Annotated in this window: 17 protein-coding genes; 12 read left to right on the forward strand and 5 right to left on the reverse strand. The window is 36.8% G+C overall.

Going from position 1 to position 20,515, the window contains the following annotated elements; all coding sequences use genetic code 11:
• Positions 1 to 484: 484 nt before the first annotated feature.
• From OSO01_RS13155 to OSO01_RS13165, 3 genes are all read right to left on the reverse strand, one after another.
• Positions 485 to 1,654 (reverse strand): dicarboxylate/amino acid:cation symporter, encoded by a 1,170-nt coding sequence (locus OSO01_RS13155; protein ID WP_147210908.1) that lies wholly within the window; start codon positions 1,652 to 1,654, stop codon positions 485 to 487.
• A gap of 222 nt (positions 1,655 to 1,876) precedes the next feature.
• Entirely contained in the window at positions 1,877 to 2,071 is a 195-nt protein-coding gene (locus tag OSO01_RS13160; RefSeq protein WP_147210909.1) for a hypothetical protein, read from the reverse strand.
• Between the two features lie 116 nt (positions 2,072 to 2,187).
• Positions 2,188 to 3,456, reverse strand: a complete 1,269-nt coding sequence (locus OSO01_RS13165; protein WP_147210910.1) for an aminoacetone oxidase family FAD-binding enzyme — start codon at positions 3,454 to 3,456, stop codon at positions 2,188 to 2,190.
• Between the two features lie 220 nt (positions 3,457 to 3,676).
• Here OSO01_RS13165 and OSO01_RS13170 point away from each other — a divergent pair, with 220 nt between their 5' ends.
• From OSO01_RS13170 to OSO01_RS13195, 6 genes are all read left to right on the forward strand, one after another.
• Positions 3,677 to 5,299 carry a putative polysaccharide biosynthesis protein gene (locus OSO01_RS13170; RefSeq protein WP_147210911.1) on the forward strand — a complete coding sequence of 541 codons (1,623 nt, stop codon included), beginning with the start codon at positions 3,677 to 3,679 and terminating at the stop codon, positions 5,297 to 5,299.
• A gap of 16 nt (positions 5,300 to 5,315) precedes the next feature.
• Complete coding sequence (locus tag OSO01_RS13175) at positions 5,316 to 6,050, forward strand: pseudouridine synthase (RefSeq protein ID WP_147210912.1); 735 nt, start codon at positions 5,316 to 5,318, stop codon at positions 6,048 to 6,050.
• A 2-nt stretch (positions 6,051 to 6,052) separates the two neighbouring features.
• Positions 6,053 to 6,616 carry an RNA 2',3'-cyclic phosphodiesterase gene (gene thpR / locus OSO01_RS13180; protein ID WP_147210913.1) on the forward strand — a complete coding sequence of 188 codons (564 nt, stop codon included), beginning with the start codon at positions 6,053 to 6,055 and terminating at the stop codon, positions 6,614 to 6,616.
• 193 nt (positions 6,617 to 6,809) lie between these two features.
• Positions 6,810 to 7,739, forward strand: coding sequence for a nuclease-related domain-containing protein (locus OSO01_RS13185; protein ID WP_147210914.1), 930 nt, complete (start codon positions 6,810 to 6,812; stop codon positions 7,737 to 7,739).
• A 35-nt stretch (positions 7,740 to 7,774) separates the two neighbouring features.
• Positions 7,775 to 8,683: a diacylglycerol/lipid kinase family protein gene (locus OSO01_RS13190; RefSeq protein WP_186813666.1), complete on the forward strand. Its 909-nt coding sequence runs from the start codon at positions 7,775 to 7,777 to the stop codon at positions 8,681 to 8,683.
• A 433-nt stretch (positions 8,684 to 9,116) separates the two neighbouring features.
• Entirely contained in the window at positions 9,117 to 9,935 is an 819-nt protein-coding gene (locus tag OSO01_RS13195; RefSeq protein WP_147211073.1) for a phosphotransferase family protein, read from the forward strand.
• Positions 9,936 to 9,952: 17 nt separating this feature from the next.
• Here OSO01_RS13195 and OSO01_RS13200 read toward each other — a convergent pair whose 3' ends face one another.
• Entirely contained in the window at positions 9,953 to 10,234 is a 282-nt protein-coding gene (locus OSO01_RS13200) for a YtzH-like family protein (RefSeq protein WP_147210916.1), read from the reverse strand.
• Between the two features lie 180 nt (positions 10,235 to 10,414).
• On the opposite strand from OSO01_RS13200, the gene trmB reads away from it, so the two are divergent.
• The 6 genes from trmB (at position 10,415) to helD (ending at position 18,818) form a co-directional block, all read left to right on the forward strand.
• On the forward strand, positions 10,415 to 11,050 hold the full coding sequence (gene trmB, locus OSO01_RS13205) for a tRNA (guanosine(46)-N7)-methyltransferase TrmB (RefSeq protein WP_147210917.1): 636 nt from the start codon (positions 10,415 to 10,417) through the stop codon (positions 11,048 to 11,050).
• 247 nt (positions 11,051 to 11,297) lie between these two features.
• A complete protein-coding gene (gene uraA, locus OSO01_RS13210) occupies positions 11,298 to 12,563 on the forward strand; it encodes a uracil permease (protein WP_147210918.1) in 1,266 nt (421 codons plus the stop codon).
• A gap of 673 nt (positions 12,564 to 13,236) precedes the next feature.
• A complete protein-coding gene (locus tag OSO01_RS13215; protein ID WP_147210919.1) occupies positions 13,237 to 14,424 on the forward strand; it encodes a hypothetical protein in 1,188 nt (395 codons plus the stop codon).
• A gap of 27 nt (positions 14,425 to 14,451) precedes the next feature.
• The gene (locus tag OSO01_RS13220; protein WP_147210920.1) at positions 14,452 to 15,681 is read left to right on the forward strand and encodes a Zn-dependent hydrolase; all 1,230 of its coding nucleotides are present in this window, start codon (positions 14,452 to 14,454) and stop codon (positions 15,679 to 15,681) included.
• A 122-nt stretch (positions 15,682 to 15,803) separates the two neighbouring features.
• Positions 15,804 to 16,250, forward strand: coding sequence for a hypothetical protein (locus OSO01_RS13225; RefSeq protein WP_147210921.1), 447 nt, complete (start codon positions 15,804 to 15,806; stop codon positions 16,248 to 16,250).
• Positions 16,251 to 16,508: 258 nt separating this feature from the next.
• Positions 16,509 to 18,818 carry an RNA polymerase recycling motor HelD gene (gene helD, locus OSO01_RS13230; RefSeq protein ID WP_147210922.1) on the forward strand — a complete coding sequence of 770 codons (2,310 nt, stop codon included), beginning with the start codon at positions 16,509 to 16,511 and terminating at the stop codon, positions 18,816 to 18,818.
• Positions 18,819 to 18,864: 46 nt separating this feature from the next.
• Here the strand turns inward: helD and OSO01_RS13235 are convergent, their stop codons facing one another.
• Positions 18,865 to 20,436, reverse strand: a complete 1,572-nt coding sequence (locus tag OSO01_RS13235; RefSeq protein WP_147210923.1) for a peptide chain release factor 3 — start codon at positions 20,434 to 20,436, stop codon at positions 18,865 to 18,867.
• Positions 20,437 to 20,515 lie beyond the last annotated feature (79 nt).

The raw sequence follows: 20,515 nt of genomic DNA on the forward strand, positions 1-20,515 counted from the left end.
ACAATGTAAAAGAGTTAAGCATACTAATGCTTAACTCTTTTTTCGTTTAGAAACTTATGAAACATGGATTCTATGGGCTCTATACTGAATGTAGAGGCGTTCTCCATTCGTCAACAGATAAAAATGCATTCTATTCCTTTCAGGGAAGGAGATTATATAATTAAATAACACTGAAATGAAAACTTTAGGAGTTATTAACTTTGAAAAAGAGCCTTGAACATAGAGGAATGTTAGCAATATTAATTGATGAGAACTATAGGAAACTGAGAATTGGCCAAGTATTAATGAAAATATTTATTGAATCGGCTCAAAATAACATATTGATTGAAAAAGTAGATTAATGTATAGATTTGTTTAAAAATTTTTGTATCATATCTTTTCTAGAATCTTATATGTTTCGACTACTTTTAATATTAATAAAAAATCCCTTTTTGATAAATGAAAAGAACATTTTATCAAAAAGGGATTTATTTGTCCTTGCTTATTATTTAGAGATGCTCCAACGGTTGTTAATGGAATCGGTCATACTTGCAATTGCGCCGTCTCCAGTAACATTACAAGCGGTACCTAAACTATCTTGGGCGAGATATAGTGCAATCATTAATGATACCATAGTTGGGTCAAAGCCTAACATGGATTCAAGCAGACCAATAGACGCCATAACGGCTCCGCCTGGAACTCCGGGAGCTGCAATCATAGTAACTCCTAATACCAGTAAGAAAGGAAAAACAGTTCCAAATGTAATCGATTCCCCTTGTAAAAACAAAACAGCAGTTGCACAGCTTAACAGAGTAATCGTACTTCCAGATAAATGTATATTAGCAAGTAAAGGGATCGTAAAATCAGCAATATTATCTTTTATTTTTAATTTCTTTGCTTGCTCTAATGAAACTGGAATTGTAGCAGCAGAGGACTGTGTTCCAAGTGCTGTAAAATAAGCAGGCAACATGGTTTTTAACATAGCCAAAGGATTCTGTTTACTCAATGCTCCAGCAACAGAGTACTGAAGAGTCAAGTATAAAATATGTAATAGAATAATCATTACAAATACAACAGCAAATACTTTTATAATTGAAGCAACTTGACCGGCATGGGTCATATTGGCAAAAATCCCAAAAATATGGATCGGTAGTAAAGGGATAATTGTTTTACTGATAACTAATTCCACGATGGAACGAAAATCATTAAAAACATTTAATAATGCATTGTTTTTTAATGCCGCCATTCCAATTCCTAAAACAAATGCAAGAATGAGTGCTGTAATGACTTCAAAAGGAGGATGTAATTCAAAATCTAAAAAACCCTTCAGCAGTGCGTTATTAGGATCATTAAACATCGTTAATGACTGGCCGCTTAAAATAGCTGGATAAAGATTACTTGCTGCTATAAATGCAACAATACCGGCAAGAATAGTTGATACATAAGCCAACAGAGCAGTAACGGATAATAATTTTCCAGCACCTTTTCCCATGTTTCCAATGCCAGGAGCAATAAAACCAATGATGATAAGCGGGATGATGAAGCTTAAAAATCCGCCGAATATATCATTGAAGGTGGCGAATAATCGAATAAGCCAATCGTTTGCAATTAATCCGATAACAATACCAAAAGCAATGGCAATAATAATTCGTAACAATAAACCAAAGCGTTGCATAAAAACTCTCCAATCTGGTTTGCTTATAAAATTTGACGTCCCATAGTATAACTCAATTTTAAAATGTTAGCTAGGCATATATTACATTCATATAAGTATAATATTGACAGAGAAAATAATTTTGTACGCTTCTAATAGCTTTGGAATTGACATACCTGATAAATTCTTCCTGTCTCACTATAAAAAAAGAAGTATCACTAAGGATACTTCTCCGTCTGAGAATTAACTCATTCCAAATGGTCCTAACGTTTCAGGATCTTCTTTCTTCGAACCTGATTTTTGTTTAGAGCTGAAAAAAGGTGCTGCCTGTTGCAATGCCTGACCTACATTTTGCTGCTGATTGGTCATAGAATAAAATGTAGCTGCGCCGATACCAACAGAGGCAACCAATGGAAGCCAAATTGAGTTTTTTTCCATACTAATCCTTCCCTTCAACAAGTGTGAAAAAGACAGTCATTAGCCGCTGGCCAATAAGCAGAAGGCCAGTTCAGACAAGCTTATTATTTCCGCAGAAAGATAAATTATGAAAGTAATTAATTAACATCTGCTTTTGTGTCGAGAGCTGCATTCATCCCGGCGATTCTGCCGGTAACGAGGGCAGAGGTAATATTATATCCTCCAGTATAGCCATGTATATCTAAAATTTCTCCGCAGAAATATAGTCCATCCATCATTTTTGATTTCATTGTGTTTGGAACAATTTCTTTAATAGAAATACCGCCGCCAGTAACAAAGGCCTTTTCCAAAGGAAGACTGCCATGTACTTGGAAGGAAAAGTTCTTAATATTTTTCACAAATTCAAGCGTAGTGTTTTTAGAAATGTTGGCGCATTTTTGCTCTGCTCCAATGTTATGCTTTTCCATTAAATAATCAAGAAGACGCTCAGGAACCAGTCCTTTGACTGCATTTTTAAAAGCTTTTTTTGGATTTTCTGATAGGATATCCTTTATTTGCTTAGATAAATCATTTTCTGTTATTTCTGGTAAAATATCAAGATGCATTTCTACCGCATTTCTGCCACGCATAAGCTCTTTGACAACAAATTGGGAACAGCGTAATACGGCTGGCCCGGAAATACCAAAGTGGGTGAAAATCATATCCATTTGATGTGTTATGATTGGTTTTCCACGTTTATTTAAGACACTTAAACCAATATTTCTTAAGGATAGCCCCTGGAGCTTCTTTTGCTTAATAAATGCTTCATTTGAGGTGAGCGCCACTTCTGTAGGGTATAGTGTGGTTACAGTATGCCCGGCAGTCTTCGCCCATGGATAGGCATCTCCTGTAGAACCAGTATGAGGCACGGCTTTTCCACCGGCAGCAATAACAATAGCTGCAGATTTAACAGGGGCTTCTTCTTCAAGATGTACAGTATGTATATCCTCACCGTATTCTATAGCTGCTACTTTTGTATTCATTTTCACCGTAACACCCTGCTCTTTCAATTGATGGATAAGTGCATTCACAACATCCATTGCTTTATTTGATTCCGGAAACATTCTGCCATGATCTTCTTCCTTTAAAGCAATTCCGAGACCTTCAAAGTAATCAATAATATCATAATTATTAAATATGGAAAAAGCACTGTACAAAAATTTGCCATTACCAGGAATATGTTTTATCACTTCCTCCTGTGGTAAACGGTTAGTTACATTACAACGTCCGCCTCCGGAGATGGCTAATTTCTTACCAAGCTTTTTACCTTTTTCAATAAGCAGTGTTTTTGCACCATGTTCAGCTGCTGAAATTGCAGCCATTAATCCGGAGGGCCCTCCGCCTATAACAACAACATCATAATTCAAAGTTTTCCCATTCCTTTCTTTTCCATGCGTATCGTAGCATTTTCTAAAAAAATGTACAATATATATAATTTATATGTAATAATAAAGAGCTTTTATTGGATTTGTCGATTTTTAGCAATTTAAATCAAAGAAAGCAGACAAAAAGTATGCTAAAATTAATAGGAAGTGCTAAAATAAAGCAATCTATTTTATTAATCTAATTGTAGGTGAAAAAGTTACAATGTCAAATATGCTACGAGGAACAATGCTGTTATCAGGTGCATCGTTCCTGTCCAGGTTTTTAGGAATGATTTTTGTTATACCGTTTTTTGCGATTGTGGGTACTACAGGTAATGCGCTATTTGGATATGCGTATACACCTTACAGTATTTTTATCAGTTTATCCACTGTTGGAATCCCTGCAGCTGTATCGAAATTTGTGTCTAAATATAATGCTTTAGGCGATTATCAAATTGGAATGCGAATGTTTCGGGCCGGCAGCGCACTAATGCTTGTTACTGGTGTTATTGCATTCCTTATTTTGTTTTTATCAGCAGATTGGATAGGGGCACACCAGATTAAAGGAGAAAATGGATCAATTACCTCAGATGATGTTGCTTTTGTTATTCGGATGGTCAGTTTTGCATTAATTGTAATTCCAGCAATGAGTATAGTCCGAGGTTTTTTTCAAGGGAATCAATCGATGGGACCGACTGCTATCTCGCAGACGATAGAACAAATTGTGCGAATCATAGCTATTTTGGCAGGCTCCTATATTATTGTAAATTATTTTAATGGGTCGATTACATTAGCAGTCGGCTTTGCTGCATTCGCTGCATTGATTGGTGCACTTGCATCATGTTTAGTTCTATTTTGGTATTGGAAAAAGAGAAAGCCGTTTATCGATAAACAAATTGCCAAACAGGAAATAACACATGATTTTCGTACAGTAGATTTATTTAAGGAGTTATTCCGTTATGCAGGCCCATTTGTCATAGTCGGATTAGCTATTCCTTTATACCAGTTCGTTGACCAGTTTACATTTCAGCCTGCAATGGTCGCCAGTGGCCGGGCTGCTTTATGGGAAACGGAGATAGCTGTTATTAACAACTTGGGACATAAAATAATCATTATTCCAATGACAATTGCAACAGGGTTGTCTATGGCAATGCTCCCGTCATTAACGAATGCTTTTACACAAAAAGATCAAACTACTTATACAAAGCTTATTAATCAAGCTTTACAGGTTATCATGGTTTTTGTTATTCCTGCAACTGCCGGGATTGCAATTCTTTCTGATGAAATTTTTGGTGCTTTATTTACCTTGGAAGATATTGAGATTACCGGATCATTAATGGCATGGTACGCTCCGGTAGCATTACTGTTTGGCTTGATTACCGTTACAGCTGGAATGCTGCAGGGGGTTAACCAGCAGAATTATGCAGTTGTTAGCTTATTGGGCGGCTTGTTAGTAAAAGTAATCTTTAACAGTCAGTTTATTCATCTGTTTGGCGGCAAGGGTGCAATTTTAGGTACGGCGATTGCAGCAGGAATTGCTGTTGGCCTCAATTTAGCGCGATTAAAGAGAACCGTGAATTTTTCGTTTAAACAAACAATTAAACGAACGATTTTAATATTAATTTTTACCGGAATGATGTGCTTCGTAATTGCTGTATTAAAATTTGCTTTTGGTTTCTTCCTGCCATATCAGGAAGTACGCTGGGCAACGGTTATTATGCTTCTGATCGGTGTATCCGCTGGAGGATTGTTTTATCTCTATTTAGCGTATAAATCAACTTTGCTGGATCATATATTTAATGGAAGTGTACCAGGCTTAAACCGATTAAAACGCATGAAAAGATAGAAGTAGGGAGATTCATATGCGATTAGATAAATTATTAGCAAATATGGGCGTCGGGAGCAGAAAAGAAGTAAAAAAACTGCTGAAATCAAAAAAAGTCACCTTAAATAATAAAGTAATCAAAGATGGCTCTATTAAAGTAAATCCAGATGAGGACAGTGTACGTGTAGAAGACGAGCCAATTATCTATCAGGAATTTATTTATTTAATGCTTCATAAGCTTCCTGGTGTTGTTTCGGCAACGGCTGATGTTAAAGATAAAACAGTCATTGACCTGTTATCAGAGCAGGATAAGCATTTTCAGCCTTTTCCTGTAGGAAGGCTGGATAAAGATACAGAAGGGTTATTATTGATAACAAATGATGGGGATCTGGCACATCAGCTGATCTCACCTAATAAAAATGTTTCAAAAATATACCGTGCAAAGGTTAAAGGAGAGCTCCCGCAGGACGTTGTTCAACAATTTACTGCGGGTATTATCCTGGATGACGGATACCAGACAAAACCAGCTAATCTCAAAATATTAGCTGCAACTGAAGAACCAGGGTTTTCTGAGGTTGAAATAGAGATTACAGAAGGAAAATTTCATCAAATTAAACGTATGTTTGAAGCAGTAAATTGTAAGGTTATTTATTTAAAACGGTATCGGATGGGCGAGTTGAGCTTGGACAGCCAATTGCCATTAGGGGCTTATCGTCCGCTGACAGAGGAAGAAATGGCGTATTGCTTCAGTTTAAAAAACAAGGAGTTTTAACCATGTCTCATTATTTTATAGGTATCCAGGTGAAGCCGGAGCTTGCAAAGCAATTATCAGAGTGGCAGATTAATCTAAAAAATCAGCTTCCATATAAACAATGGGCAAGCAGGCCGGATTTTCATATCACGCTTGTTTTTTTAGGAGATGTGGACGAAAAATTATTACACGCTCTCCAAAGCAAACTTTCATCTGCAACAGCAGCCTATTCCGTATTTGATATAAAAAGAACTGCACTGGGGACTTTCGGAAACCAGCAGCAGCCACGAGTACTCTGGATGGGGATTGAGAATAATCCAATATTAAACCAGCTTCAGAAACAAGTTGTTCAAATATGTGAATCAATTGGATATAATAGAGAGAAAAGAGCATATACTTCGCACATTACAATAGCTAAGAAGTGGGCAAATCATGATAATTTCTTAACAGAAAAGATTTGGAACGACATACTGGATAATACCCCTGACTTAGACGATATATTTAAGGTAGATGCTATTCATTTATATAAAGTACACCCTGCGTCAAATCCAAAATATGAGATTGTTCAGAGTTTTCCATTGAGCTGAAAGCAATGAATAAGTAACTGTGAGTGTATATAGATAAATGAGTTTGTAAATCGATGATAAAACGAACCTTTGCAGCCCATTTTTTATAGCGCACAGCACAGGATAAATATTTTCTATTTGCATAAGCGCAATTAAAGCATTCACCTAAAGACTTAGCGAATGCCGGGTTTTCTAATGAGAAAGAGGAGAATAGATGGCACAGTTAATTAAGCTACAGGATTATATTTCAAGGTATGAATGGGATACATATCGCTATCCTACGCAATATATCAGACAAAAGAAAGAGCAATGGCAGCGCTTCTATTCGGAATGGCTGGATCCTGCTCTGGAGGAAGAAGAGCAAGCAGAAGCAGGAAGTACCGAGGAAAAAATTTCTCTTTTGCAAAAATGGAAAGAACGTTTCATGAAAAAGCCGGTTGTTGTAGAGGATTTAACACCTGATGAGAAGATAGTAAAACGAAAAAAAGACATAACCCAAATACCTGATACAGAAGAAGAATTAAAGCAGGTTTTTTTGGACCGGTTAATGGAAATTCAAATAAAATGGGCGTCATCAACTGTTTCACAGGTATCCATTGTTGACTCTGGTTATTATAATGACTCCTTATTAAGATTCTTATTACAGCGTTTTCCAGATACATATCTTGTTATGTACAGACCGATATTTGAAGTGAAGCAAGCAGCAGTTGAAACAGATATTATTCTCATTACTCCAATTGGGATAGAAATACTTTCTTTTGTAGAATTGGATACAGATGAAGTAATTATGGCCGGAGATGAACGGACCTGGACCATTACGGCTAAAAATAATGAAGAGCCAATACGTATTGTTAATCCATTAATTTCATTAAAACGATCTGAAAAATGGATTGAGCGTTTTCTTCAAGCAGAGAATATTGATATACCAATTAAAAAAATTGTTATATCCAGAACCAATCGTATTTTATATGCAACATCACCTTATCAAAGTGAGATTATTGATAAGCTTGCTTTCCCAGAATGGTTTCAGAATAAAAGGTCTGTTCATTTACCACTTAAGAAGAGACAGCTGAATGTAGCTGAAACATTATTACGAAACAGCTTATCGCAGTCAATACCAAGACCGGAATGGGAAGAAGAATAAGCCGCCGGATTACTGTAAGAAGAGGATACCGAAGTATGTATTTATTAATTGTGAATCCGAATGCCGGTAATGGTCATGCAAAAAAGATTTTTGAACGAATTCAAAAAATGACCAGCTATCGAAATATAGAGCGGAAGACGTTATTTACAAACCAGCCGGGGGATGGCCAGATAATTGCCGAAACTTACTCAAAAAAAGAATATATAAAACATGTTATTGTTATCGGTGGAGATGGTACAATGCATGAAGTAATGAATGGCTGGTCAAATCAATCGGTATCTATTTCATTTATCCCGGGCGGCTCTGGAAACGATTTTGCCAAAGGAATAGGACAAAGGGATACTGCTGAAAAACAATGGCAGAATATCATTTCAAACCCGGCTAAGCCTAATTTTTGGAACGGTTCATTTCAACTGGAAAATGGTCGAGAAAAAAAGTTTATAAACAGTATAGGTATTGGAATTGATGCAGCTACAACAGAAATAGCGAATCAATCCCATTTAAAAATTTGGCTTAATCAGCTCAAATTAGGAAAGCTGATTTATCTAATTGCATTAATTCAAGCTATCTTGAGATTTCAACCAATGAATATCCGTTTGACGTATGATGGAAGGATAAGACATATAGAAAATACCTGGATAGTTTCGGCAGCAAATCATCCCTACTGTGGAGGAGGACTAAAAGTAGTTCCTCATGCAACCGTTAATCCACACAATCTTTCCATATTGGTTATCCATCAGATTTCCAAAAAGAAAATCCTGTTGTTATTCCTGCTGGTTATTTTTGGGCTGCATCAATATTTAAAGGAAGTTGAATTATTTCAGGTAAAAGAAATGACAATTGAGGTTGAATCTCCTGTCAGCTATCAGGCAGATGGAGAAACCGGCAGATTACAGACTTGTTATATAAAAAGGAAAAAACAGGCGGTATATATAAAGAAATAGTAAGAAAAACAGATTGATTGAAGTTTCATTCTATTTTAATATAATTGATAAATTATATAGATATTGTAATTTTGATCATTTATAGATACAATAAAGACTTAACACGTTAAAAAGAATCATATTATTTATCGGAAATAGAGAAGGGTTGCTTATCTATCTGTATTCGTAAACAGATAAAAAGCAAGAATAGTCTTTTACATAAAGTGAAACTTCATTGCGTGAGTTTTTTTGATGGCGGGTAATCACAACGCCTTTGTAACCTGGCTGGCCGACTCCTGCTTAGAAATAAATTATTTTCTTATTTCTCGAAGTGAGAGCCCTGCAAACTCCCTTCGATGGGGCGAGTAATCGCAGTCCCAGTCAGTTATACTGTGATAAATAAAGATTTTTCGGACGATCCTTGAATGCTAATTTTGAAAGATGGGAAGACATTATGATTAACTGGCTCGAACATGCTTTAGGTACAGGATGGCTTGTCAGACCGGCTGGTGGTTTAACCGGTGAGGCATTTATAGCTGAAAAAAACGGGAAGCGATTGTTTTTGAAAAGAAACACATCGCCCTTCTTAGCGGTACTCTCTGCGGAAGGAATTGTACCAAAGCTTATTTGGACAAAGAGAATAGAAAATGGTGATGTTATTACCGCTCAAGAATGGCTGGAAGGGCGTTCTTTGAATGAAGAAGAAATGAAGCAGCAAGCTGTGGCTGATTTATTGTATAAAATACATCATTCCTCTGAATTAATGCATATGCTATTGAAAATGGGGAAAAAACCGACAACTTCAGACGAAAGTTTTTCGAAACTATGTCTGCAGTTAGAAGAGAATGGTTTACTATATGAACAAAAAGAAGTAAAGGAAGCAATTGGTTTATTAGAAATAATGCTTCCTTACACTAGAAACCAAAAATTGGCAGTTTGCCATTGTGATATGAATCATAATAATTTAATTTTAACAAAAGATAATATGATTTATTTAATTGATTGGGATAATGCAACCATTGCTGACCCTGCGACGGATATTGGTATGCTCTTAAAATGGTATATACCCCGGGAAAAATGGGAAAAGTGGCTTATCAATTACGGAATAGAGCCAGATAGACAATGGTTTATTCGCATGTACTGGTATCTGCTTCAGGACAATCTGCAATTCTTATGCTGGCACTTTGCGCGGCATGAGAACGGAAAGGTTCAGCAGAGATTAAAGGAATTACTGGAAATCAATTGGTCGATTAAGGATTTTATCGTATCATAAATTGTATGAACCAGTTTTTATAGGTTTTGCTGGACTGTATTAATCCAGTGGCTGATCTGATCCTGATGATTTTCAATATGTCTGGCGCAATCGGATACGCCAGTTCCCGTTTTTCCGTATTGATGAATGCTTGTCAGGACATCCTGAATATCCTGGTCAGACAGATCCTTTTTGGCTAATATGGAAGCAGTAAGCCGTTCCAGTTGAGCATATTCATTAGGAGATCCGGAAGAATTAGATTGATGTTCATCCAGAATATCACATAGTAGCTGCAGTTTGTTTTCTAAAGATAATTGCATTTTAATTCACCTCATTCCTGAGAATAGTTTAAACGAATGGTCATTTATTATTCACGGCTGATTAACTTAACTGATCTCCTTTTAAACAGCAGGAAACATAAGCTATGTTTTTTATGTCCTGGGAGTTTGGTTTTCTGACGTTATATCATAAGTAAAAGTAATAAAGTGAGGATAGTTTATATGAGACAAAGATATAAGCCTTGGGCTGACGATTATTTAAAAGAAAAAAATCATATTGCATTAGAAAATCCCAGTCTGAATAAAGGGAAATGGAGCAGCGTTTTTGGAAATGAAAATCCAATTCATGTAGAAATAGGCTCAGGTAAAGGACAATTCATCACAGGGATGGCAAAACAGTATCCGGACATTAATTTTATTGGTATAGAAGTTGCCAAAAGTATTATTGTTTCAACAGTTCAAAAGGTTGATGAAGCTGGCCTGTCTAATATCCGCCTTTTAAATGAGGATGCGAATGATATCCGTTCTTTATTTGCGGATAATGAAGTTGAACAGATTTACTTAAACTTTTCCGATCCCTGGCCAAAAAATCGGCATGAGAAGCGACGCTTGACTTATAAGAGCTTTTTAGAGCAGTATCAGGATATTTTGCCTGACGAAGGCCAAATCGTTCTGAAAACAGACAATAGAGGATTATTTGAGTATTCCCTGGTCAGTTTTTCAGAATATGGGATGAAGCTTGTTGAAGTGAACCTGGACCTGCACGCAATAGAAGATGAAAAAAATGTGAAAACAGAGTATGAAGAAAAGTTTTCTTCGAAGGGCCATGTTATCTATCGCTGTAAAGCAAAATTCTAATCTTTACAAATGCATGATTGACAGTTATTGCATTTATTTGTCATAATATAATATGATATTATCGTATGTAATGAACCTTTAATCTGGTCCAGTGAGGCTGGTAAGGTCAATCGGATAAAGCAAAATATATGTTCCTTTAGAGGATAATGTTCCTTTGTGAATTCTGACACCTTACCTTCCGCATGGGTAAGGTGTCTTTAGATTAGACAAAATAAATATGGAATTTACATAGAAGGGACAGATAGCTATGAAATCAAGGGAAATACAAGTACATGAACGGCCGCCGCTATTACAGAGCTTGCCTTTAAGCCTGCAGCATTTATTTGCTATGTTTGGTTCAACCGTTTTAGTTCCGATTTTATTTAATGTAGATCCAGCTACCATTTTAATGATGAATGGCTTTGGAACACTACTATATATTCTTATTACAAAAGGAAAAATTCCTGCATACTTAGGATCGAGCTTTGCCTTTATCTCGCCAGTTACAATGGTTCTGACGAATGGCGGAGGATATGGTGCAGCGCTCGGTGGATTCTTTGTGGTAGGCCTTGTCTTAACCTTAATTGGGGTTATTGTAAAATACGCAGGCACGAGCTGGATCGATGTGATTTTCCCGCCTGCTGCCATGGGAGCAATTGTTGCGGTTATCGGGCTTGAACTTGTACCTAATGCTGCAGATATGGCTGGCCTGTTGCCTGGGGAAGAGGCTTCCAGAGATATGACAGCTATTACAATATCTTTATTGACTTTAGGAGCAACCATTATTTACTGGGTAACCTTAAGAGGATTCCTGAAAATTATTCCAATTTTACTCGGGATAGTAACTGGGTACGTTATTGCAACAATGTTCGGGATTGTCGATTATTCAGCAGTACGTGAGGCTGCCTGGATTCAAATGCCGACATATTATCAAATTGAATTTAACTGGTCTGATATTCTTATTATCTTACCGGCCGCACTTGTTCTGGTGCCGGAGCATATTGGACATTTAGTGGTTACTGGGAATATTGTAAAGAAAGATATGGTAAAGGATCCCGGCTTGGACCGGTCATTATTTGGTAACGGTATTTCCACAATGATTTCCAGCTTTTTCGGATCGACACCAAATACAACATATGGCGAGAATATAGGTGTTCTCGCGATTACAAGAGTATATTCTACATGGATTATTGGCGGAGCAGCAGTACTTGCAATTCTTCTTTCGTTCTGTGGAAAACTGGCTGCCTTGATTTCGTCTATTCCAACACCTGTTATGGGTGGGATTTCTTTATTATTATTTGGTATTATCGCAGTAAGCGGCTTGCGCATGCTTGTAGAGCAGCAGATTGATTATAATAAATCACAAAATCTGATACTGACCTGTGTCGTATTAGCAATTGGAGTAAGCGGAGCAACCATTCAACTGGGAACAGTAGAGCTGAAAGGGATGGGACTGGCAACAATTGTAGCTATTTTAATCAGTCTATTCTTTAAGCTGTTAGATATATTAAACTTATCAAATGAAGATAAGTAGGGAAGTACAAAATAAATAATTTACGAAAAAGAGAACTTTAGCAGTATTTAAATTCTAACTAGAGAAATTATATGCTGCTTTAAAGTTCTTTTTTTCTATTATAAATTTTTCCATATTAATAAAATTGTAATGAAATATAGAAAGCGATACCAAATCAAGCGTTATAACATTTTATTAGCTGTTCTATAATAGAACTCAGTTATATCAAGCTGTAAAGCCTGTTAAATTCTTATTGACGAGTGGTCCCATTGGTGATAATATGTCGATTATCGACAAAATGATTTGATTATTGACAATTGATTTGAAGCAGAGAGTATTACCTGGAAACAAATTATTCATTGAATACTTTGAAAACGAAGCAGTGCCATACTTTCATGGGCTGTATTTTTTACTCTTAGAATATGAATTTTTTTCAGAGATGTATTTTATGATATTAAAATCTTTTATGTAATGCGGATAAGTAATTTCTCCAGAAATGGAAATCTTTTATTACGCAGTAAATAGTCAGAAAAATATGTGAATGAAATATTAATCTCAATATATTTAATTTACAAAATTTTTCAATCGAATTGTTAAACTAGATATTGATTGTCTTTAGTCGTAAAAATGTTCATAACCTTTTTGAAGACAGACAACAAGAAAAAACAATTAAATTTTTGGAGGATGAATGAGCATGTCACAGATGTTTGCGTTAGTACTTATTGTTTTGATTTTATATATAGGAGATGTAGTTGCTGCGAGAACAAAAGCCTGGGTGCCGTCGATTTTTGTCTGTGCAGTATTGTTTTTAGCAGGATATTGGACCTTCTTCCCGGAAGATATTGTTGCCGTAGCTGGAATACCTCCTGTGGTTGCTACCGCACTTATGTACCTATTGATTGTAAATATGGGTACACTCTTATCTTTACAGGAGCTGAAAGCACAATGGAAAACGATTTTAATTGCACTTGGCGGTATTTTAGGTGTTGTTGCCTTTTTACTTAGCTTTGGTACCATGCTCTTTGGGTTTCAGGCTATGGTTGTTGCTGTACCGCCATTAGTAGGTGGACTGGTATCTTCACTGATTATGTCAGAAGGAGCAGCAGATGCTGGGCTTGTCAGCTTATCCGTATTTGCAATTGTTATCTATGTCATGCAAGGGTTTGCCGGTTACCCATTAACATCAGTTATGCTGAAAAAAGAAGGAAAACATTTATTGGGACAAATTCGCAGTGGTGAATTAAAATCAGTTGATGATGAAGGTAAAGGAACAGTGAAAGAATACGAGGGTGCGAAATTATTTAAAAAGCTGCCTGAACAATATCATACAAGTTATTTCATATTTTTTAGATTAGCATTCACTGGTTTTCTAGCTTATTTCGTTTCTACTTTGCTGGAACCGCTGGTAACTGTCAGTCCAATGGTACTTTGTCTGTTGTTTGGGGTAATCGGAAGAAGTATCGGCTTCTTAGAAAAGCAGGCATTGCAAAAAGCAAATGGTTTTGGCTTTGCTATGTTAGGATTAATGCTATATGTTCTTGATGGATTAAGAAATGCTACTCCTGGAATGATGCTTGACATCATTTACTTATTAGTTGGAAGTATTCTTTTAGCAGTTATTGGGATGTACATTTTCTCCTTTATTGTTGGAAAGCTATTAAAAGTCAGCAAGGCAATGGCATATGCAATCTCGTTAACTGCCTTCTATGGTTTCCCGGCAGATTACGTTATTACAAATGAGGTTATTAATTCTTTAACAAAGGATCCAAAGGAAAGAGAAATTTTAACGAGTCATATGCTTTCCCCGATGTTAGTTGGAGGATTTGTGACGGTGACGATTGTATCTGTTATACTAGCAGGTGTATTTGTTAATTTCTTATAAGTATGTATTTAATGGAGGTATCTTCACATGATAGCTAGTCAGGAACGGATTGAAAAGCATATTAATAGTTTAAGTAAATATACAGCCACACCAAATCAGGGAACGACGCGTTTAACGTATAGTGAAGAGGATTTACAGGCCCGCACCTATATAAAAGAGCAGATGAAAACATACGGACTGAAAGTAAGAGAAGATGGTCTCGGTAATATTTTTGGCAAGCTCGAGGGTGAAAAGAAGGATGCGCCAAGTGTTATCGTAGGCTCTCACTTTGACAGTGTTCCGAATGGAGGAGATTATGATGGCCCTGCCGGTGTTGTTGCTGGATTAGAGATAGCAGCACTATTTCAGGAAAATCATATCAAGCCGGCACATCCACTGGAAATTATTGCGATGATTGAAGAAGAAGGATCTAGATTCGGCGGCGGTTTAATGGGGTCAAGAGGAATTGCAGGATATCTTCAAAAGGATGATATAAAACAGCTTAAAGATAAAAATGGCATCTCTGTGCCGGAAGCTATGGAAGAGATTGGTTTAGATCCTTCCTTAGAGGTAAAACGTGACCCAAAAACAATAAAAGCATTTTTAGAAATGCATATTGAACAAGGGCCTCTTTTAGAAGAAGAGCAAATTTCGGTTGGTGTAGTGGAATCTATTGTCGGGTTAACACAGCTTGAAGTAACTATTTCCGGAAAAGCCGGACATGCTGGTACAACACCGATGGATCGTCGCTCAGATGCGTTGGTAGCAGCGGCGAATATTATTGCTAAGCTCCCGCAGATTGCAATAGAAGAAGGAGAAGGGACAGTTACAACAGTAGGAAGACATGAGGTATTTCCTAATGGAGCTAATGTTATCCCGGATAAAGTAACGTTCTCTGTCGATATTCGTTCAAGCAAAGAAGAGCATATTAAAAATGTAGTACAAAAAGTAAAAGACTTCATTGCGTCTTATGAAAAGGATAATATCCAGGCTGAAGTGGAGCAATCGCTGTACATGCAGCCAAAGGAATTAAATCAAGAAATCTGTTCTCTGCTGCAAGCATCCTGTGAACAGCTGGATATCTCCTATATCACCATGCACAGTGGAGCAGGACATGATGCGATGGTTCTTTCTGATATAACGGAGGTCGGATTGATTTTTGTTCCCAGCAAAGACGGGCTCAGTCATTGTCCGGAGGAGTGGACGGCAACACATGAGCTTGCTGCTGGTGTGGAAGTATTGTATGAAACTGCATTAAAATTAACAAAAAAATCCTAGTGCTTAGGCACTGGGTTTTTTTGTTGTCGATAGCTTTTCGTATAAATAAAAGTCTGGTTCTGGCAGGTATTTATAAAAGAATGATATATTTAAATAAAATAATACGAAGGATGGATTTTAGCTTGAGAACCCAACTGAAAGAATTAGAGAAGAACTTTCGAACATTAGCAGAAGAGCAGCAGGTACAGAGTCAAAAAAGTTTTCACGATATGTTGGGAGTTTATTATAGAGACGATATTTCTGAAGAGGCTGCTAAGAAAGGTCTGAAAAAACTGGCTCCTGATTTTCCAAAAGGAGTACTGGAAGGTATGAGCTTCGCTAATGAACAGGTAGCAAACTATATTTCGAGTATCCTTAGTACTACTGATAAATTAACGGGGGAAAATGTACAGGACTTATTATCATATATGGATAAAAATAATTCTGTGAAGGAAGAGGCGTTGGAGGATTCAATTTCGGAGTATCGAAAAATCTTGAAATATGGAATAAAATTAGGATTTAACATGGCTAAATTGGAAATAGAAAAAAATTTCATTCTTCAATATGATATATTGTTAGTAAAAGATTGATACAACATAAAATATCACTGGCAATGTATTAATTAATTACATTGATGCATTTTGAATAATAAAAGTGATGAAAAATAAACAGCAAAAAAGCCGACCAAAAAATAGCAGGCTTTATATCTATGTATTGATTAATTTATTCAACAATGATAAAATATAAAAGTTAAAGATATACTTTATAATATACACGTATATACTATCATTATACAGTATAAGAATATATATGTCAACTATTTGTTTCGGTTTTAAAGGAGGAAGTTGATGGATAAGCAAAATAATAACCATGAATTTGAATATCAGCGTCTGGAGAAGGTATTAGATATTATTGAAAAGAAACAAAATGCTTTGAAGGAACAGTCCTCCAAGGTCAAAGAGGATGTCGTAGAGCTGCGTAAAACTTTTTGGGATGATATTACAGTCAACATGGATGAGATGGATGATATCATTGAAACACAGGAAAGCATTAAACAGCAATCGAATATCCTTGCCCAAAAAGAACGGCATTATGGGAAAAATTATCAACGGATGAATCAATTAGAGCGCCTGAAAAATCAGCCTTATTTTGGAAGAATTGATTTTCAGGAAGAAGGCAGTGAAGATATAGAGCAAATTTATATTGGTACTTCTTCTTTAATGGATGAAGAAGAGAAGGATTTTCTTATCTATGACTGGCGTGCACCTATTTCCGGGATTTATTATGATTATGCTCCAGGACCGGTAGAATACAGGAGTCAGGAAGAAACGGTTCATGGTGAAATGAGCTTGAAGCGGCAATTTATGATTCGTAATGGAAAAATGAAAGGAATTTTTGATACGTCGGTAACTATCATTGATGAGATGCTTCAGGAGAGCTTGAGTCAGGCGGCAGATACGCAAATGAAATCCATCGTCTCTACAATTCAACAGGAACAAAATGCAGTTATCCGTCATCGAGGCAGTAAAGTGCTTGTTGTTCAAGGTGCTGCGGGAAGCGGAAAAACATCGGCAGCTTTACAGCGTATTGCTTATTTACTTTATCATCACCGGACTAATTTAACAGCGAATCAGGTATTGTTATTATCTCCAAATGACTTATTTACAAGCTATGTAGCAAATGTTCTGCCTGAGTTGGGTGAAGAACCAGTTAACCAGCAAACCTTCCATCAATTTGTTTCAAATGGAACGGATAAGGCGCTGCATGTAGATTCACCATTCACTCAAATTGAAAAACTGATGCGTTTAGAGGAAAAAGAGCAGCAGACACAATTAGAAGCTATCCAGCACTTTTCCAGTACGGCTTTTATGGAGGATATTAATCAGCACTTAGAGAAATTAAACCGGACGAATCTTACTTTCAGATCGATACGTTTTCGGAATGAATTACTGATTGATAAAAAAGAGATAGAAAATTATTTTGCATCGCTGGAGAAAGATATGCGTCTTCCAAATAAAATGGAACAGCTAAGGAATTGGTTACTGCAGCGTATTCGTGAAATCCAAAAAGAGGAAATCAAGAAAGATTGGGTTCTGGATCAGATTCAGCTGTTATCCAAGGATGATTATATGAAGGCTTATCATGAAGCTGAAAGTGAGCAGGAGGAAAGCAGTATTCAGGATGAAGAAAAGGTTTTAAGAGAGAAAATTATTCGTAAAACCTTTGCTCCTTTACAAAAAATGATTCGTCAAAATCGCTTTGTCAATACATTTAAAATGTATATGGACCTCATAGCAGAGTTGAATGGAAATGATGCTATCCAGCGATATAAAGTAGAAGCAATAAGGCTGCTCCGAAAAAAACAGATTCCATGGGAACTGGCAACAGCGTATAACTTTTTTAAAGGGGAAATAATTGGTCATGAAGTTACCCGTCCAGTGCATTTAATTGTTATTGATGAAGCACAGGATTATACGCCGTTTCAATTTGCGTATCTAAAACACCTTTATCCGTATGCCAGCTTTACATTGCTTGGTGATGTTAACCAGGCAATCTATTCCTATGCATCAAAGGAGAATCCGATTCAAGAAAAAATCTCACATGAGGATAGTACAGAACGGATTGTATTAACAAAAAGTTATCGATCAACGAAGCAGATTTCGGATTTTACATCTTATTTTTCTCCAAGCGATGAACCGGTTGAACCTTTTAACCGCAGTGGTGTACTTCCAGAAGTTATTCGTTTGACAAAGTCGATTTCTGAAAAGGATGCGCTGCTTTATAAAATAGAGGAAAAGCAGCAAGAAGGATATGAAACAATTGCAATTATAGCGAAGACAGCTGCTGGTTGTGATGATATATACCGGAAGCTGCATAAAGAGGTAGATATAAAACAGATTAATGAGGATTCAAAAACCTATCAAAAAGGTATTGTTGTTGTTCCTGTTTATTTGGCGAAGGGGATTGAGTTTGATGCAGTGATTCTTGCAGATGCTTCTGATGAGGTGTATTCGTATGCTGCAGATAGATATCTGCTTTATACTGCGTGTACCCGGGCTATGCATGATTTAACGATTTTATTTTCCAATGAAATGTCTCCATTCTTAAGCAAAATCCCTAACGAGAAATATAGATATTCGACAATTGTTGAGAGATGAGAAAAGGATTTCTGTCCCTGGTCAGATTGGGGACAGAAATCCTTTTTTATTGATAATTATTTGTTTCAAAAAGATCAATCAGCTCAACATCTGGGTTCTTGTCTTTAAACCAGTTTAACGCAAACTCATTGCGGAAGAGTACAAGCGGCTGATCATGACGGTCACGAACCAGCAGATTTCCTGAGTCAAACAATGAAGCATCAGCCTGTTCAGGCTTTAACCATCTGGGAATACGCTCGCCAATGGGCTCCATGATTACTTCAGCATTATATTCATTTTCCATGCGATAAGTGAAGACCTGGTATTGTAATTCTCCGACCGCGCCCAGAATAAAGGAATCCGTTAATTTATCCCGGAACAGCTGTATGGCACCTTCTTGAACAAGCTGTTCAATCCCTTTACGAAATTGCTTCGACTTTAATGCGTTTTTCGCCATTACCTTTTTAAAGATTTCCGGCGGGAACTGCGGCAGTTCATCAAATTCATATTTTTCTTTCCCGGTAAGCAGAGTATCGCCAATTTGATAGGCATTTGGATCATAAATTCCAATAATATCCCCTGCATATGCCTCTTCAATGGTTTCTCTGGATGAGGCAACCATTTGCTGAGATTGGGCCAATTTTAATTCCTTTCCAGTCCGGGCCAGCTGAACACTCATACCGCGGGTAAATTTTCCGGAGCATACACGTAAAAAGGCAATACGATCACGGTGTGCTGGATTCATATTTGCCTGGATCTTAAAAATAAATCCAGAAAAGTCTTCTTCCTGTGGGTCAACTGCTCCTTTGGTTGACTTTCGCGGTGTCGGACTTGGTGCTAAGCGGATGAAGGAATTAAAAAATGTTTGAACGCCAAATGGAGACAGCGCACTGCCGAAGAAAACAGGAGTTAATTCGCCATTTAAAATAGCTTCCTCAGAATACGTATTTCCAGCTTCTTCAACAAGCTCTAATTCATTTAATGCATCTTGGTAAGTTGCATTTTCTGTCAACTCTGGATGGTTTTCTAATTCTTGATAAGGAATATAGGTTTCTTCTGCACCAGGATGATGCTGTACAAATTGCTTATTGTCCCGGTCAAAGATACCTAAGAAACCTTTCCCCATGCCTGCAGGCCAATTCATAGGAAAAGTATCAATTTCTAATACTGCTTCCAGCTCCTCCAATAAAGCAAGAGGTTCTTTTCCTTCCCTGTCTAATTTATTCATAAAGGTAAAGATGGGAATACCGCGCATACGGCAAACCTTAAACAGCTTAATCGTCTGTGCTTCAATCCCTTTAGTGGAATCAATAATCATAACAACGCTGTCCACAGCGGTTAATGTCCGGTAGGTATCCTCACTGAAATCTTCATGTCCAGGGGTATCTAAAATATTGATATGAAAACCTTCATATTGAAAGTTCATGACACTGGATGTAACGGAGATACCACGCTGTTTCTCAATTTCCATCCAGTCAGATGTAGCGAATTTGCCGGATTTTTTTCCTTTAACTGTTCCGGCTGAACGAATCAGATTACCATATAGTAATAGTTTTTCTGTCATCGTTGTTTTCCCGGCATCGGGATGCGAGATAATCGCAAATGTTTTTCTTTTTTTTACTTCTTCTTGAATTGTCATAGTGAAATCCTTTCTATAATAGACCGATCAATTATTAAGAGCTGTATTTACTGCTGATAGGTTGATCAGGAGCTACGTT

It is taken from the genome of Oceanobacillus sojae, from assembly GCF_007991515.1.
GTDB classification, from domain to species: domain Bacteria; phylum Bacillota; class Bacilli; order Bacillales; family Amphibacillaceae; genus Oceanobacillus; species Oceanobacillus sojae.

Excerpts from the sequence above, each read along its gene's own strand:
- OSO01_RS13235 (WP_147210923.1), bottom strand. The coding sequence starts at position 20,436 with ATGACAATTCAAGAAGAAGTAAAAAAAAGAAAAACATTTGCGATTATC.
- OSO01_RS13170 (WP_147210911.1), top strand. The coding sequence starts at position 3,677 with ATGTCAAATATGCTACGAGGAACAATGCTGTTATCAGGTGCATCGTTC.
- trmB (WP_147210917.1), top strand. The coding sequence starts at position 10,415 with ATGAGACAAAGATATAAGCCTTGGGCTGACGATTATTTAAAAGAAAAA.
- OSO01_RS13200 (WP_147210916.1), bottom strand. The coding sequence starts at position 10,234 with ATGCAATTATCTTTAGAAAACAAACTGCAGCTACTATGTGATATTCTG.
- uraA (WP_147210918.1), top strand. The coding sequence starts at position 11,298 with ATGAAATCAAGGGAAATACAAGTACATGAACGGCCGCCGCTATTACAG.
- OSO01_RS13155 (WP_147210908.1), bottom strand. The coding sequence starts at position 1,654 with ATGCAACGCTTTGGTTTATTGTTACGAATTATTATTGCCATTGCTTTT.
- OSO01_RS13195 (WP_147211073.1), top strand. The coding sequence starts at position 9,117 with ATGATTAACTGGCTCGAACATGCTTTAGGTACAGGATGGCTTGTCAGA.
- OSO01_RS13215 (WP_147210919.1), top strand. The coding sequence starts at position 13,237 with ATGTCACAGATGTTTGCGTTAGTACTTATTGTTTTGATTTTATATATA.
- OSO01_RS13220 (WP_147210920.1), top strand. The coding sequence starts at position 14,452 with ATGATAGCTAGTCAGGAACGGATTGAAAAGCATATTAATAGTTTAAGT.
- OSO01_RS13175 (WP_147210912.1), top strand. The coding sequence starts at position 5,316 with ATGCGATTAGATAAATTATTAGCAAATATGGGCGTCGGGAGCAGAAAA.
- thpR (WP_147210913.1), top strand. The coding sequence starts at position 6,053 with ATGTCTCATTATTTTATAGGTATCCAGGTGAAGCCGGAGCTTGCAAAG.
- OSO01_RS13160 (WP_147210909.1), bottom strand. The coding sequence starts at position 2,071 with ATGGAAAAAAACTCAATTTGGCTTCCATTGGTTGCCTCTGTTGGTATC.
- OSO01_RS13190 (WP_186813666.1), top strand. The coding sequence starts at position 7,775 with ATGTATTTATTAATTGTGAATCCGAATGCCGGTAATGGTCATGCAAAA.
- helD (WP_147210922.1), top strand. The coding sequence starts at position 16,509 with ATGGATAAGCAAAATAATAACCATGAATTTGAATATCAGCGTCTGGAG.
- OSO01_RS13185 (WP_147210914.1), top strand. The coding sequence starts at position 6,810 with ATGGCACAGTTAATTAAGCTACAGGATTATATTTCAAGGTATGAATGG.